General features: G+C 61.5%; 12 protein-coding genes. 4 read left to right on the plus strand and 8 right to left on the minus strand.

Translation table 11 applies throughout. From position 1 onward, the window contains the following. The first annotated feature begins 77 nt into the window (after positions 1 to 77). A complete protein-coding gene (gene ilvD, locus AB4N74_RS22175) occupies positions 78 to 1,919 on the plus strand; it encodes a dihydroxy-acid dehydratase (protein WP_099757433.1) in 1,842 nt (613 codons plus the stop codon). A gap of 188 nt (positions 1,920 to 2,107) precedes the next feature. Here the strand turns inward: ilvD and AB4N74_RS22180 are convergent, their stop codons facing one another. Then, a complete protein-coding gene (locus AB4N74_RS22180; protein WP_257356552.1) occupies positions 2,108 to 3,169 on the minus strand; it encodes an HAD family hydrolase in 1,062 nt (353 codons plus the stop codon). Between the two features lie 242 nt (positions 3,170 to 3,411). On the opposite strand from AB4N74_RS22180, the gene AB4N74_RS22185 reads away from it, so the two are divergent. Further along, the gene (locus tag AB4N74_RS22185; protein WP_041063642.1) at positions 3,412 to 4,803 is read left to right on the plus strand and encodes an L-cystine transporter; all 1,392 of its coding nucleotides are present in this window, start codon (positions 3,412 to 3,414) and stop codon (positions 4,801 to 4,803) included. 108 nt (positions 4,804 to 4,911) lie between these two features. Here AB4N74_RS22185 and AB4N74_RS22190 read toward each other — a convergent pair whose 3' ends face one another. Beyond that, entirely contained in the window at positions 4,912 to 5,424 is a 513-nt protein-coding gene (locus AB4N74_RS22190) for a dihydrofolate reductase (RefSeq protein ID WP_093429975.1), read from the minus strand. Positions 5,425 to 5,509: 85 nt separating this feature from the next. Between AB4N74_RS22190 and AB4N74_RS22195 the strand changes: the two genes are divergently transcribed. Together AB4N74_RS22195 and AB4N74_RS22200 are read left to right on the plus strand one after the other, a co-directional pair. Next, positions 5,510 to 6,889, plus strand: coding sequence for a DUF2868 domain-containing protein (locus tag AB4N74_RS22195; protein ID WP_460097247.1), 1,380 nt, complete (start codon positions 5,510 to 5,512; stop codon positions 6,887 to 6,889). Next, positions 6,882 to 8,267, plus strand: a complete 1,386-nt coding sequence (locus AB4N74_RS22200; protein ID WP_099757437.1) for a GTPase/DUF3482 domain-containing protein — start codon at positions 6,882 to 6,884, stop codon at positions 8,265 to 8,267. The genes AB4N74_RS22195 and AB4N74_RS22200 overlap by 8 nt, the downstream gene beginning before the upstream one ends. A gap of 187 nt (positions 8,268 to 8,454) precedes the next feature. On the opposite strand, the gene AB4N74_RS22205 is transcribed toward AB4N74_RS22200, so the two are convergent. The 6 genes from AB4N74_RS22205 to AB4N74_RS22230 all read right to left on the minus strand — a co-directional run bounded on the left by AB4N74_RS22205 (position 8,455) and on the right by AB4N74_RS22230 (position 15,215). Next, positions 8,455 to 9,015 (minus strand): phosphonate degradation HD-domain oxygenase, encoded by a 561-nt coding sequence (locus tag AB4N74_RS22205; RefSeq protein WP_257356557.1) that lies wholly within the window; start codon positions 9,013 to 9,015, stop codon positions 8,455 to 8,457. Next, positions 9,015 to 10,148, minus strand: coding sequence for a TIGR03364 family FAD-dependent oxidoreductase (locus tag AB4N74_RS22210; protein WP_099759370.1), 1,134 nt, complete (start codon positions 10,146 to 10,148; stop codon positions 9,015 to 9,017). The genes AB4N74_RS22205 and AB4N74_RS22210 overlap by 1 nt, the downstream gene beginning before the upstream one ends. 118 nt (positions 10,149 to 10,266) lie before the next feature. Beyond that, positions 10,267 to 11,292, minus strand: a complete 1,026-nt coding sequence (locus AB4N74_RS22215; RefSeq protein ID WP_093429804.1) for a putative 2-aminoethylphosphonate ABC transporter substrate-binding protein — start codon at positions 11,290 to 11,292, stop codon at positions 10,267 to 10,269. A 26-nt stretch (positions 11,293 to 11,318) separates the two neighbouring features. Next, positions 11,319 to 13,043 (minus strand): putative 2-aminoethylphosphonate ABC transporter permease subunit, encoded by a 1,725-nt coding sequence (locus AB4N74_RS22220; RefSeq protein ID WP_427119146.1) that lies wholly within the window; start codon positions 13,041 to 13,043, stop codon positions 11,319 to 11,321. Next, positions 13,043 to 14,119, minus strand: a complete 1,077-nt coding sequence (locus tag AB4N74_RS22225; RefSeq protein ID WP_093429802.1) for a putative 2-aminoethylphosphonate ABC transporter ATP-binding protein — start codon at positions 14,117 to 14,119, stop codon at positions 13,043 to 13,045. Before AB4N74_RS22225 ends, AB4N74_RS22220 begins: the two co-directional genes overlap by 1 nt. A 232-nt stretch (positions 14,120 to 14,351) precedes the next feature. Continuing rightward, complete coding sequence (locus AB4N74_RS22230; RefSeq protein WP_093429801.1) at positions 14,352 to 15,215, minus strand: LysR family transcriptional regulator; 864 nt, start codon at positions 15,213 to 15,215, stop codon at positions 14,352 to 14,354. Positions 15,216 to 15,226 lie beyond the last annotated feature (11 nt).

The following is a 15,226-nucleotide window of genomic DNA, read 5'->3' on the forward strand; positions in this document are numbered from 1 at the left end:
CGGCCATTTCTGAGTGTTCCAGACGTCAATAGAAGCTCACTCCCCTTTGATACCTGATTAGCCGCCCGGAGTGCTCCATGCCAGATTACCGCTCGAAAACATCCACCCACGGCCGCAACATGGCCGGTGCCCGCGCACTGTGGCGCGCCACGGGGATGAAAGATGACGACTTCAAAAAGCCGATCATCGCCATTGCCAACTCGTTTACCCAGTTCGTACCGGGCCACGTGCACCTGAAGGACCTCGGTCAACTGGTCGCCCGTGAAATCGAACGCGCCGGTGGCGTGGCCAAGGAATTCAACACCATCGCCGTGGATGACGGCATCGCCATGGGCCACGACGGCATGCTGTATTCGCTGCCGAGTCGCGAAATCATCGCCGACTCCGTCGAGTACATGGTCAACGCCCACTGCGCCGACGCCATCGTCTGCATCTCCAACTGCGACAAGATCACCCCGGGCATGCTGATGGCTGCCCTGCGCCTGAACATTCCGGTGATTTTCGTTTCCGGCGGCCCGATGGAAGCCGGCAAGACCAAACTCGCTTCCCACGGCCTCGACCTTGTCGATGCCATGGTGATCGCCGCCGACGCCAGCGCTTCTGACGAGAAAGTCGCTGAGTACGAGCGCAGCGCCTGTCCGACCTGCGGTTCGTGCTCCGGCATGTTCACCGCCAACTCGATGAACTGCCTGACCGAAGCACTGGGTCTGGCATTGCCCGGCAATGGTTCGACCCTCGCCACCCACAGCGACCGCGAACAACTGTTCCTGCAGGCCGGCCGCACCATCGTCGAGCTGTGCAAACGCTACTACGGCGAGAACGATGAGTCGGTATTGCCGCGCAACATCGCCAACTTCAAGGCGTTCGAGAACGCGATGATGCTCGACATCGCCATGGGCGGTTCGACCAATACCATCCTGCACTTGCTCGCTGCCGCTCAGGAAGCCGAGATCGATTTCGACCTGCGCGACATCGATCGTCTCTCGCGCAGCGTCCCGCAACTGTGCAAAGTGGCGCCGAACATCCAGAAGTACCACATGGAAGACGTGCACCGCGCCGGCGGCATCTTCAGCATCCTCGGCTCGCTGGCCCGTGGCGGTCTGCTGCACACCGACCTGCCGACCGTGCACAGCCGCAGCATGGAAGAAGCCATCGCCAAGTGGGACATCACCCAGACCGACGATGAAGCCGTGCACCACTTCTTCAAGGCCGGCCCTGCCGGTATTCCGACACAGACGGCGTTCAGCCAGTCGACCCGTTGGGAAACCCTCGATGACGACCGTGAAAACGGCTGCATCCGCAGTTTCGAACACGCCTATTCGCAAGAAGGTGGTTTGGCCGTGCTGTACGGCAACATCGCGCTCGATGGCTGCGTGGTGAAAACCGCCGGTGTTGACGAGTCGATCCACGTCTTCGAAGGCAACGCGAAGATCTTTGAAAGCCAGGACAGCGCCGTACGCGGCATCCTCGCTGACGAAGTGAAGGAAGGCGACATCGTCATCATTCGCTACGAAGGCCCGAAAGGCGGCCCGGGCATGCAGGAAATGCTCTACCCGACGTCGTACCTGAAATCCAAAGGTCTGGGCAAAGCCTGTGCGCTGCTCACCGACGGCCGTTTCTCCGGCGGCACGTCGGGTCTGTCCATCGGCCACGCTTCGCCAGAAGCAGCAGCCGGCGGCGCTATCGGTCTGGTGCAGGACGGCGACAAGGTGCTGATCGACATTCCGAACCGCTCGATCAACCTGTTGGTCAGCGACGAAGAACTGGCGGCACGCCGCGCCGAGCAGGACAAGAAAGGCTGGAAACCGGTCGAGGTGCGTCCACGCAAAGTGACCACCGCCCTCAAGGCCTACGCCCTGCTGGCGACCAGTGCCGACAAGGGTGCTGTGCGTAACAAAGCGATGCTCGACGGGCTGTAAGCCTCAGCTGTCGAAAAGAAAATGCCCCGCCAAGTGCGGGGCATTTTTTTGTCTGGCCGAAATCCCAAAGTCACTGCAGATCAAACTGTGTGCGAGCCTGCTCGCGAATGCGGTATGTCAGAAACGAAGAAGGTGACTGACACTACGCTTTCGCGAGCAGGCTCGCTCCCACATTGGATCGGTGTGGCTTACTGAATCTCCTCCGGTTTGACGATCACCCAGTTCTTGTCCGCTGTCACCGGCAAACCTTCCTTGGCCTGCGCCGCCGCGTGCTTGGCCATCATGCCGTTCAACTGCGTCATGTACTTGTCCTTGCGGTTGACCCACAAGTGAATCCCGCCCTTGGCCACATCGACATCGTGGAACAGCATGTAACCGTCGCTGGTCGGGGTATCGCCACCGACCAATACCGGTTTTTTCCATTCATCGATGTAGGTCAGAATCGCTGCGTGCTTGCCGGCCATCCACGTCGCCGGCGTCCACAGATACGGCGTCAGTTCGAGCCCAAGGTTGGCCTTCTCGTCATATTTGCCGGCGGTAATCTGCTTGCGTGCCGTGGTCAGTTCGTTGGTCTCGCGGTTCTTCAGCAGGGTGGTCACGCCGATGACGTTTTGCGGTTTGACGTTGTAGCCATACTTCGGATCCGCCGCGACCATGCGCACCAGCTCTTCAGAGGCGGCGGTCATCACGTAGACCTCAATGCCGTTCTCCATCAGCTTGTTGTACAGCTCTTGCTGGCCGGTGAAGATCTTCGGCGGATTGACGTCGAGTTTCTTGACCACATCGCCTTCGTAGTAAGTCGCTGGCACCGGCTTGCCCGAAGCCATCAGCTCATCGACGTAGCCTTTGAGTTCCTTGAGGGTGAAACCGGAGAACACCTGCGCCACCCACGGGTAGCAGACCATGTCGTCGACTTCGCAGAGGCGGTAGTAGTAACTGAACAGGCTTTCCTTGTGGTCGGCGGTGTCCTTGAACGGCATCAGTTTCAGGGAAGGATCAAGCTTGTCGCGGGTGATCAGGCCCTTGTTTTCCATGAACGGCAACAAGGATTCTTCGAGGTCGTAGCGGTAACTGGTGTTGTCCATGTCGAACACCGCGTAGTTACCCTTGTTGGCGTTGGCGGCGATCATCGCGTCCAGCGCCTTGGCCTGATCCGCCGGCCAGTGTTTCAGGTCAGTAGCGAACGCCTGAGTGGCCAGACCCATGCCCATAGTCAGTGCGACAGCCAGAAATTTCGGTGCGAACTTCATAAGCCTCTTCTCCCTGATTCAAAGAAATCGACGCTAACAAATATGTGTGACAGTACTCGTCTGTCAGCGACCGCCCGCGTCCCTGTTTGCGCCAGATGCATTGCCGAGAGCGACACGGGCTTATTCCAAAAACGACGAACGCCCTAAGATTTCGGTATTAAATCATTGCAAATCAAGCTGTTAGGCTTGCCGGTTCGCAGCAGCCCCGGAAGGCTGTTGGCACAGTCTTTCCTGGAGATCTCATGAATCTACCGTTGATTCTCAACCTGCTGGTGTTCCTCGCCCTGCTCTTCGGTCTGGCGCAAACCCGCCACACCACGTGGAGCCTGGCGAAAAAAGTCCTGCTCGCACTGGTGCTCGGCGTGGCGTTCGGCGTAGCTCTGCACACCGTTTACGGTGCCGGCAACCCGGTGCTGAAAGCGTCGATCGGCTGGTTCGATCTGGTCGGCAACGGCTACGTGCAGTTGCTGCAAATGATCGTCATCCCGCTGGTGTTCGCCTCGATCCTCAGCGCCGTGGCACGCCTGCACAATGCTTCGTCGCTGGGCAAGATCAGCTTCCTGACCATCGGCACCCTGCTGTTCACCACTGCGATCGCGGCGCTGATCGGCATCGGCCTGACCAACCTGTTCGGCCTCACCGCTGAAGGTCTGGTCGCCGGCACCCAGGAAATGGCCCGTCTGCAAACCATTCAGACCGACTACGCCGGCAAGGTCGCCGATCTGAATGTGCCGCAACTGCTGCTGTCGTTCATCCCGCAAAACCCGTTTGCCGACCTGGCGCGGGCCAAGCCAACCTCGATCATCAGCGTGGTGATTTTCGCCGCGTTCCTCGGGGTCGCAGCGCTGCAACTGCTCAAGGATGACGTCGAGAAAGGTCAGAAAGTGATCAACGCCATCGACACCCTGCAAGCCTGGGTGATGCGTCTGGTGCGTCTGGTGATGAAACTGACCCCATACGGCGTGCTGGCGCTGATGACCAAAGTGGTCGCCGGTTCCAACCTGCAAGACATCATCAAACTCGGCAGTTTTGTCGTCGTGTCGTACCTCGGTCTGGGCCTGATGTTCGTCGTGCACGGTTTGCTGGTATCGGCGGCGGGTATCAACCCGTTGCGCTTCTTCCGCAAGATCTGGCCCGTGCTGACATTCGCGTTCACCAGCCGTTCCAGCGCGGCGAGCATTCCGCTGAGCATTGAAGCGCAGACCCGCCGTCTGGGGATCCCGCAATCGGTGGCGAGTTTTGCTGCATCGTTCGGCGCGACGATTGGCCAGAACGGCTGCGCGGGCTTGTACCCGGCGATGTTGGCGGTGATGGTTGCGCCGACCGTTGGCATCAACCCGCTGGATCCGCTGTGGATTGCGACGCTGGTGGCGATTGTGACGTTGAGTTCGGCGGGTGTTGCCGGGGTCGGTGGCGGCGCGACGTTCGCGGCGCTGATCGTGCTGCCGGCGATGGGCTTGCCGGTGTCACTGGTGGCGTTGCTGATTTCGGTTGAGCCACTGATCGACATGGGCCGCACGGCGTTGAACGTGAGTGGTTCGATTACCGCTGGGGCGATTACCAGTCAGGTGATGCAGCAGACTGATAAAGCGCTGCTGGATGCGGATGAGCATGCGGAGCTGGCTCAGGCTTAAGCTCATCTTTGCCTGATCTGGCCTCTTCGCGAGCAGGCTCGCTCCCACATAGGAATGCGTTTCCCCTGTGGGAGCGAGCTTGCTCCGGGCGGCGTTCCGACGAAGCTCTTAGGCTTTCTCCCAAACCTCAAAGCTGTACGCAGGTTTGTCGCCCTCAGCCGGATTCGGCACATTCGAGACCAGTTTCCACTGCTCCAAATCAAACTCTGGAAACCACGCATCCCCTTCAGGGCTCAACGCCACGCGAGTCAGATACAGACGATCCGCCTGCGCCAGCCCTTGCGCGTACAACTGCGCGCCGCCAATCAGCATCAGCTCATCGACGCCCTGCTCCTTCGCCCATTCCTCGGCGCGAACCACGGCAGCTTCCAGCGACGGATAAACTTCCGCACCTTCGAGCACCAGACTGGCCTGACGGCTGACCACGATGTTCAAGCGCCCCGGCAATGGCCGGCCGAGCGAATCCCAGGTCTTGCGACCCATGATGATCGGCTTGCCCAAGGTGGTGGCCTTGAAGTATTTGAAGTCCCCCGGCAGGTGCCAGGGCATGCTGTTGTCGACGCCGATCACGCGGTTTTCACCGAGGGCTGCGATCAGGCTGAGAGGGAGTGATTTAGTCATGCCGGCGAGGATACCAGAGCCGTGCTTACCCCGATAAGCGCCACAGCGGTTATGCTCAGCGCTCATTTAAGCGACGGGACGCCGCGTGACTGAACTGACTCCACTGCAAAACCTCTGGCTGACCGAGACCGTGCGCCTGCGCGAAGAACACGCAGGCCCCTTGGAAGATCTGGAAGCCAACCGACTGGCGCGCACGGCCGGCGGCGATCTGCCGAGCCGCATTCAGCGCCGGGCTTTATGGCTGGCCGAGCGTGACGGGCTGACGGCTGCCCTCAAACACTGGCTGCAAGGCGCGCGTCTGGCGCTGGTGCTGATGGCGCTACTGGCCTGCGTCACTGGCGCAGGCATGGCATTTTCTGCGCTCGGCGACGGCACACGAGCGGTCAATATTTTCTGGGCGCTGGGCACCTTGCTCGGGGTCAATCTGATCCTCCTGCTGAGCTGGGCGCTGGGCCTGCTTTTCGCTGGCGAACACGGAGCAGCGCTCGGCCGCCTGTGGCTGTGGCTCAGCGAAAAATTTGCCCGGGACGCCAAGGCCGCGCAATTACCCCCCGCATTACTGGTCTTGCTGCAACGCCACAAACTCAATCGCTGGGCGATTGGCACGCTGGTCAATGGCCTGTGGCTGCTGATCATGTTCAGCGCGCTAAGCATGCTGATATTGATGATGGCCACTCGGCAATATGACTTCATCTGGGAAAGCACGCTGCTGGGCGCAGACTTCTTCGCGGCACTGACTGATGCGTTGACGGTGATTCCCCATGCGCTGGGCTGGAGTGCGCCGAGCGTGGACATGATTCGCGTGACACTGGACACCGATTACAACCGCGTCCTGGTTCGCCAGATGTGGGCGATATGGCTGGTCGGCGCGGTGCTGATCTACGGCGTGCTACCCCGTCTGCTGCTGATGCTGTTCTGCCGTTGGCGCTGGAAGCGTGGTCGGGATCGCTTGCGTCTGGAGCTGAACCTGCCCGGCTACGCGCAACTGCGCGAACGTCTGATGCCAACCAGCGAACGCCTCGGCGTCAACGACCCGGAGCCGGCACAATTGCACCGCGTCGAAAGCGCCGTCGGCGAATTCGCCAGTGAAGGCGCATTGCTGGTCGCCATCGAACTCGATGAACAACGCCCATGGCCACCCGCACTGCCGAAAAACGTCAGCAACGCCGGCATCCTCGACAGTCGCGAATCGCGCCATAAACTCCTCGAACAACTCAGCCGCTTCCCGCCGGCACGTCTGGCGATTGCCTGCGACCCACGGCGCTCGCCGGATCGCGGCAGCCTCGCCTTGATCGCTGAACTGGCGCGCAGCGCGGGCGAGACTCGCGTCTGGCTGCTGCAAGCGCCACCGGGCGGAGCACTGGATGCCGAGCGCCTCGGCGACTGGCACATCGCGCTGCAACAGCTGGATCTGCAGTTTGCCGATTGCGCACCGTTGAACTGGCTGGAGACTGGCCATGACTGATACCTGGAAAGCGCCGCTGAAACTCGCGGTGGTCGGCCACACCAACGTCGGCAAAACCTCGCTGCTACGCACGCTGACCCGCGATGTCGGCTTCGGCGAAGTCTCCCATCGCCCGAGTACCACGCGGCATGTCGAGGGTGCGCGGTTGTCGGTGGACGGCGAGCCGTTGCTCGATCTCTACGACACGCCAGGGCTGGAAGATGCCATCGCTCTGCTCGACTTTCTCGAACGTCTGGAGCGGCCCGGCGAACGCCTCGATGGCCCGGCACGGCTGGCGCGATTTCTCGACGGCAGCGAGGCGCGCCAGCGCTTTGAGCAGGAAGCTAAAGTACTGCGGCAATTACTCGCTTCCGACGCCGGTTTGTATGTGATTGATGCCCGCGAACCGGTGCTGGCCAAGTACCGCGACGAACTGGAAGTGCTCGCCAGTTGCGGCAAACCGCTGCTGCCGGTACTGAATTTTGTCAGCAGCGCCAACCATCGCGAGCCGGATTGGCGTGAAGCGCTGGCGCGGCTTGGGCTGCATGCGCTGGTGCGTTTCGACAGCGTGGCGCCGCCAGAAGATGGCGAGCGGCGGCTGTACGAAAGTCTCGCGTTGTTGCTGGAGAATGCTCGGCCACAATTGGAGCGGTTGATTGCCGATCAACAGGCTCAGCGCCTCGCGCGTCAGCAAAGTGCGGCGCGATTGATTGCTGAATTGTTGATCGACTGCGCCGCGTGCCGGCGCAGTGTGGTCAGCGACGCTGAGCAGGAACAGCAGGCGATCAGTGAACTGCGCAAAGCTGTGCGCCAGCGTGAGCAGAAGTGTGTTGAGGCGTTGCTCAAGCTGTATGCGTTCCGCCCGCAAGATGCGGCGGCGAGTGATTTGCCGCTGCTGGATGGGCGCTGGGGCGATGACTTGTTCAATCCGGAAACCTTGAAGCAACTCGGCGTGCGCGTGGGTGGCGGCATTGCTGCCGGTGCGGCGGCGGGGGCTGGTGTGGATTTGCTGGTTGGCGGGATTACCCTCGGCGCTGCGGCGTTGGCTGGGGCGATTGCCGGTGGTGCGCTGCAGACGGCGCGTAGTTATGGCAGTCGCTTGCTGGGCAAGATCAAAGGGCAGCGTGAGCTGACGGTGGATGACGGGGTCTTGCGGCTGCTGGCGTTGCGTCAGCGGCAGTTGGTGTTGGCGCTGGATCAGCGTGGGCATGCGGCGATGGATGCGGTTCAGGTGGCGACACCGCAGGACAAGACCTGGCGAGAGGGCAAGTTGCCGGAGGCATTGAGCAAGGCGCGGGCGCATCCGCAGTGGTCGTCGCTCAATCCGCAGGCGAAATTGAATCAAGCGGAACGGCAGGAGCAGATTGAGGCGTTGGTTGATCGGGTGCTTGAGCTTTAGATCGCTACCCCCTCACCCCAGCCCTCTCCCCCAAGGGGTAGAGGGGGAAGGGAGCCGACCTTCATGCTTTTCAAAACCTGAGTTCGACTGGATATCTCAGGTCGATGTATCACCTGAGAACAACTCCGTAGGCTCCCTCTCCCTCCGGGCGAGGGCTGGGCGGGCGGCGATCCGATGAGGGTGACAATCACTCGGCCGACAACAAAACCTCAGCCTTGCGCCTGAGAACCGCCAAATCAATAACCGGCACCGCCATCTCCTTGGCCAGCTCATCCCACTGGCGCATCCGCAGACTGACCGCACACAACGGATCCCGCGCAAACGCATCCGCCTCAGCCTCGGTCATCACCCCGCCCTGATACGCCAGCGTCCGCCGACTCGCCTCACTTAACCGTTCGTAATACCCCGGCTCACGCAACGTCAGATACCGCTTGGCCTGCACGTGATATTCCACCAGCCGCGCCAAACGTTCACTGAAACCGGCCTCACGCAAATAATCCGCACCCAGCCGTTCATGGCTGACCACGCCATACCCGCCCATGTTCTCCGCGCCCTCGGCACACAAATGGCCGATGTCATGGAAGAACGCCGCGAGCACCACTTCGTCATCGAAGCCTTCGGCCATCGCCAGCTCAGCGGCCTGGGACATGTGCTCGATCTGCGACACCGGCTCGCCGATGTAATCGCTAGTGCCAAAGCGCTCATACAAGCCGAACACCCGGGCGACGACTTGCTCGTGACCTGTCATCAATCTTCCTCCAGCAACTGCGCGATATTGCGCTCAGCCAACGCCGGGCCGACGCTCATGCCGACGCCGGTGTGCATCAGCGCCACACTTAGCCCCGCTGCCGGGCGCAGGAACGAAAACGGCCCCGGTCCCCGGGAACCATAGACGCCCTGCCAGCGCTCGACCACTTGCACCTTGCAGCCCAGCGTCTGCTCGGCCAGTTCGAGCATCCAGTCATCCACCTGCTCGGCGTTGAACGGTGAAGGGTCGCTGCCGTAATGGTGCGAGTCGCCGATGATCAGTTCGCCGTAAGGCGTCGGGCTGATCAGCAGGTGGATGCCGTTGTCGTGCAGGTGCGGTTGCTCACGGAGGATTTGCGCCTGCACCGCCGCCGCTTCCGGCAGATCGGCGAAGGCGCCGTAATGCACGCAACTGAGGCCGGTGAGCAAGGCGTGTTGCAGATTCAGTTCGGTCTGCGGTTTGGCGCGGAGCATTTGCAGGCGGCAGATTTGCGGGTCGAGTGCGGCAATCGGCTCGGCCAGCAAAGTCTGATAATCGTGGCCGGAGCAGACGATAATCTGCTTCGCCGTAAAGCTGCCGACGGTGCTGTGCAGACGCCCCGGTTCGACGTCGCGCACCAGCGTGGAGAAATGAAACGCCACACCAAGGTCGCGGCGCAGATAATCGATCAGTGCCGGAATCGCTTCGCGCGAATACAGCTGTTGATCGTCCATACCGTGCAACGCGGCGCGGTGGTGGCTGAACTGACCGTGATACAGATCGCGCAAGGCAGCGCCGCGCAGCAACTGGATGTTGTAACCGTGTTCCACGGCGCGACCGTTGCAGAAGGCTTCGAGCAGGTGTTCTTCGGCTTCAGTGCGGGCGAACAGATAGGAACCGTTGCGCTTGATTTGCAAACCGGCGAGCTGCGCCCAGTCGCCCCATATTTCGCGGCTGGCCTTGGCCAGTTCGAGCATGGGGCCCGGCGGTTGGCCGGTGACCAAGGCCTGACCGAAGTTGCGCACCGAAGCGCCGAGGGGGGTGGCGGTGCGTTCGAAAACGGCGACCTTGAGGCCGCGTTTGGCGGCGGCGTAGGCGTGGGACAGGCCAAGGATGCCGGCGCCGACGATCAGCAGGTCTTTGTGTTGTGTCATCGGGATGATGTCCTGGATGAAAGATCGCTATCGCGAGCAGGCTCACTCTTACGGTTGGAATGCGTTCCCCTGTAGGAGTGAGCCTGCTCGCGATGAGGCCCGGTCAGACTACGAAGATTTACTTGGCAACCACTTTCTCGGACTTGCCGTCATAACGCTTGCGCCACTCGGTGAGGATCTCGTCGCGGTTCTTCGAGGCCCAGGCAAAGTCGTTCTTGATCAGGCGTTGCTCATAATCCGCCGGCAATTCGGTCTGCGGCTTGGCGATCCCTGGCTGCGCGAGGACAGCGAAGTTCTCCTTGTACAGATCCATCGCCTCAGCACTCGCCGAGAAGTCAGCCAGTTTCTTGGCTGCCTCTTCATGCGGCGTACCTTTGATCACCGCCGTCGCTTCGATCTCCCAACCCAGACCTTCCTTCGGCAGAATGATGTCCAGCGGCGCGCCCTGACGCTTGAGCTGTACTGCCGGGTATTCAAAGGAAATACCAATCGGGAATTCGCCCGCCGCTGCCAGTTTGCAAGGCTTGGAACCGGAGTGAACGTACTGGCCGATGTTCTGGTGCAGACCGTCCATATAGGCCCAGCCCTGCTTCTCGCCGAAGGTTTGCAGCCAGGCGCTGACGTCGAGGAAACCGGTGCCGGACGACGCCGGGTTGGGCATGACGATCTTGCCCTTGTACTCAGGTTTGGTCAGGTCCTGCCAGCTCACGGGCTTGCTCAGGCCCTGCTTCTCGGCCTCGACGGTGTTGAAGCAAATGGTCGCGGCCCAGACGTCCATGCCGACCCACGCTGGCGGGTTCGCGGCGTCGCGGTAGTTCGCGCCGATCTTGCCGAGGTCCTTCGGCGCGTAGCTTTGCAGCATGCCTTGCTGATCGAGGATCGCCAGGCTCGAAGCCGCGAGGCCCCACACCGCATCAGCCTGCGGACGAGCCTTCTCGGCGAGCAGCTTGGCGGTGATGATCCCGGTGGAATCACGCACCCACTTGATCTCGACGTCCGGGTTGGCCTTTTCGAAGGCTTCTTTGTAGGACTTCAATTGCTCGGCCTCGAGGGCGGTGTACACCGTCAACTCGGTTTTTGCCGCGAAGGCATTCAGGCTGAAAGTAGCGAGCACAGCAGCGGCCAGGGCCATAGGCTTGAACATGATCGTTTTCCTGTAAGTGAGTTGAATCAGTGACCGGGCGCGGTTTGCCGCCAGGCTTGAGAACGGCGCAGCAAGCCGCGCGAAGCCCACGCCAGCAGCAAGGACACGCCCGCCGAAGTGAACAGAATCAGGGTCGACATCGCCGCCGCACCGCCGACGTTGCCGGCGTCATCCATATTCAGCACCGCGACCGCCGCAAGGATGGTGTCGGGGCTGTAGAGGAAGATCGCCGCCGACACCGTGGTCATCGCCGAGACGAACAGGTAGCGCACGATGTCGAGCAGCGCCGGCAGGCAGATCGGCACAGTGACACGCAGGTAGTGGCGGTACAGCGGCGCTTTGAGCGACAGCGCGGCGGCTTCGAACTCGGCATCGAGTTGGCGCAGCGCGGTGGTCGCGGTCATTTGTGCGGTGGTCAGGTAGTGCGCAATCGTGCAGACGATCAGCAGCGTCATCGTCCCGTAGAGCACATGCAGCGGATTACCCGTGAGGTTGAAGAAGAAGACGTAACCCAGACCGAGCACCAGCCCCGGCACCGCCATCGGCACAAAACTGAGCATGCGCAGGGCCAGGTTGAGTCCGCGTTGGCTGCGGGTTTTCTCCATCAGGTAAGCGCCGGTAAAGATCAGCACACTGCCGATCAGCGCCGTGCCCAACGCCATCTTCAGACTGTTGCTGTAGGCCAGCCAGCCACCGCCGGCGGTTTCGTTGAACTGATAGTGGTTGAGCGACAGCGACAGGTTGTACGGCCAGAACTTCACCAGCGAGGAAAACACCGCCATGCCGAACACCAGAATCAACGCGGCGCTGATCAGCACAACAATCGCCAGATAGCAGCCATCGCGCAGTTTCGACGGTGCCGGTTTGAACACCTGTGCACGCCCGCTCATGGAATCGCCGTGTCGCCGACGCAACCACGCATCGACGCCGAAGCTGAACAGCGCCGGCAGCAACAGCACCATGCCGATCAACGCGCCGCGACCGAATTGCTGTTGGCCGACCACGGCTTTGTAGGCTTCCAGCGCCAGCACTTGATAGTCGCCACCGACCACCACCGGCACCCCGAAATCGGTGATGGTCAGGGTGAACACCAGACAGAACGCGGCAAACACCGCTTGGCGAGTGGCCGGCCAGGTGATGCTGCGGAAAGCCTTGGCGGGACTGGCGCCCATGCTCGACGCCGCATCAAACAGACGTGCATCGGCCAGCGACAGCGCCGAGAGCAAAATCATCAGCGCATGGGGAAAGGTGTAGATCACCTCGCCCAGCACAATCCCCCAGAACCCGTAGATGTTGTCCGAGAGCAGGCCGCGCAACATGCCCTGGTTGCCGAACAGATAGACCAGTGCAATGCCTGGCAGCATCGACGGCGCCATCAACGGCAGCAGGGAAATTCCGCGCCAGATGCCCTTCGCCGGAATCATTGTGCGTTGCAGCGCGTAGGCAAACAGGTAGGCCAGCGGTACGACGATGGCCGCGACGCTGAGGGAAACTTTCAGACTGTTGCCAAGCAGCCAGTGGAAATTCTCGCTGCTCACCAGTTCCTTCGCCGCGACCCAACCACCGCCCTGCCCAGCCTCGCTACTGAAGCCGCGCCAGAAGATCGCCAGCAACGGCAGCAACACCGCGACGCCGAGCAACAGCAGCAGAAGGACTTTGCCGCCGACGACAAAAATGCGATCGCCGATCTCGGCTTTCGAACTCTGGCGCACCTGTTTGTGCGGTAGCGGCAGCGCGAGGTTGCTGTTCATCAGGCAAACACCTGCAGGCTGCGCGGCGGCAAGGCGACCATGATTTGCTGGGCGCCGAGGCGCGGCATAGCTTCCGGCGCGAGTTCGGCGAGCAGTGCGTGGCCCGGCAACTGATCGAGTTCGAAGCTCATGCGGCAGCGGTTGCCGAGGAAGGTGATCTCGCGGACTTTGGCCGGGAACAGGTTTTCTTCGTGCACCGGCGGATTGACGTTGATCGCTTCCGGGCGGCAGAACAACCGGCCCGAGGCGCGCTGGATGCTGCCGTCGCTGAGGCGCAGGTTCATTCCGCCAACCTGCGCGTGAGTGTCGCTGCTGCGCTGGAACGGCAGCCAGTTGCCCTGACCAACGAACTCGGCCACGAACGGTGTGGCCGGGCGGTTGTAGATTTCCTGCGGCGTGGCGTACTGCTCGACGCGGCCGTTGTTCATCACGGCGATGCGGTCGGCCATCAGCATGGCTTCGTCCTGATTGTGCGTGACCATCAGCGTGGTGATGCCGAGGTTGCGTTGCAGCTGGCGCAGTTCGGTGCACAGATGCTCGCGGACGCGGGCGTCGAGGGCGGACATCGGTTCATCGAGCAACAACAGCGATGGTGCTGGTGCCAAGGCCCGAGCAAGAGCAACGCGCTGTTGCTGGCCGCCGGACAATTGGCCGGGGAATTTTTTCTCGCTGCCTGTGAGGCCGACCAGTTCGAGCATCTGCCCGACGCGACGGCGTACTTCATCACGACCGCTGCCAGCGAGGCCGTAGGCAATGTTCGCTTCGACGGTCAGATTGGGGAACAGCGCGTAGGACTGGAACAGAATCCCGTAGTCGCGGGCTTGTGGGGCAAGGTGCGAAACGTCGCGGTCGCCGAGGTACAGCTCGCCACTGTCCTGCTTCTCCAGACCGGCGATGCAGCGCAGCAACGTGGTCTTGCCGCAGCCCGACGGGCCGAGCAGGCACACCAGTTCACCGGCGGCGACGTCGAGGGAGACGTTATCCAGCGCAGTGAACGCGCCGAAGCGTTTCTGTACGCCGCGCACTTTCATCGGCGCACCGGGGTTGGTCAGGGCAGTTGCGATGGCAGGATTCATGGACAGACCTCATCAAGCAGATGGGGCCAATCCTAGAGTTGTAATGCGTCCGTCATGTGGCAGTGAGGCAAAAACTGGTGATAGTGGTATTCGGGGATTTTGGTTCAGAAGATTCAGGTCTTGGGTTGTTTGAAGCGACGCCTTCGCGAGCAAGCTCGCTCCCACAGGGGGAACGCATTCCAATGTGGGAGCGAGCTTGCTCGCGAAGAGGCCGGCGCAGGCACTGAAAATCTCAGGCCGGAGACATTTCCTGCGCCAGGCCGAGAAACGCCGCCGGCAACCGCGCGCCCTTCCTCTCCTTCAGGCAATACAGATATTCAGGAATCTGCGGCGCATTCTCGATCGTCAACACGCGCAACTGCGGGTCATGCGGCACTTCCTGCCGGGCAATGATGCTGATGCCGATATTGCGCAATACCGCCTCACGGATCGACTCACGGCTGCCAATCTCCAGCAACGGACCGAAACTCACCCCGGCGCTGGCCAGCAACTCTTCAGTCAGCCGCCGCGTCGTTGACCCGGTTTCGCGCATCAACAAGGTATGCCCGGCCAGTGCGCTCAATGTCACATGATCATGGGCCGCCAGCGGATGGTTGCGATGCACCGCCAGTACCAGTGGATCAGTGCCGAGCACCCGGCGAATCAATCGCGCATCGTCGAGCAACTGTGACGAAGCGGCGACGTCCACTCGGTAATCCTCCAGCGCTTCGAGCACCTGCTGCGAGTTACCGATTTCCACCGACACTTCCACCTGCGGCAAGCGCTCGCGAAAGGTCTTCACCAGATCGAGGATGTAATACGGCGCCGTCGCGGCAATGCGCAAAGTACCCTGCACCTGACCGCTGTTGCGCAGAAAAAACTCGATGTCGGCCTCCTGCTGCAACAGCGTCTTGACCATCGGCAGCAACCGCGCACCTTCGTCACTGACGCTCAGACGCCGGCCGCCACGGTAGAACAGCTCCACCGAATACTGGCTTTCCAGATTGCGGATCTGCGTGGTCACGGTCGGTTGGCTGAGGCCGAGTTTTTTCGCCGCCAGCGTGATGCTGCCCAGGCGGGCGACCATGTAAAACGCTTTCAGCTCGGCACTCAGCACAACCTTTCCTC

The organism is Pseudomonas sp. H3_C08 (assembly GCF_054669455.1).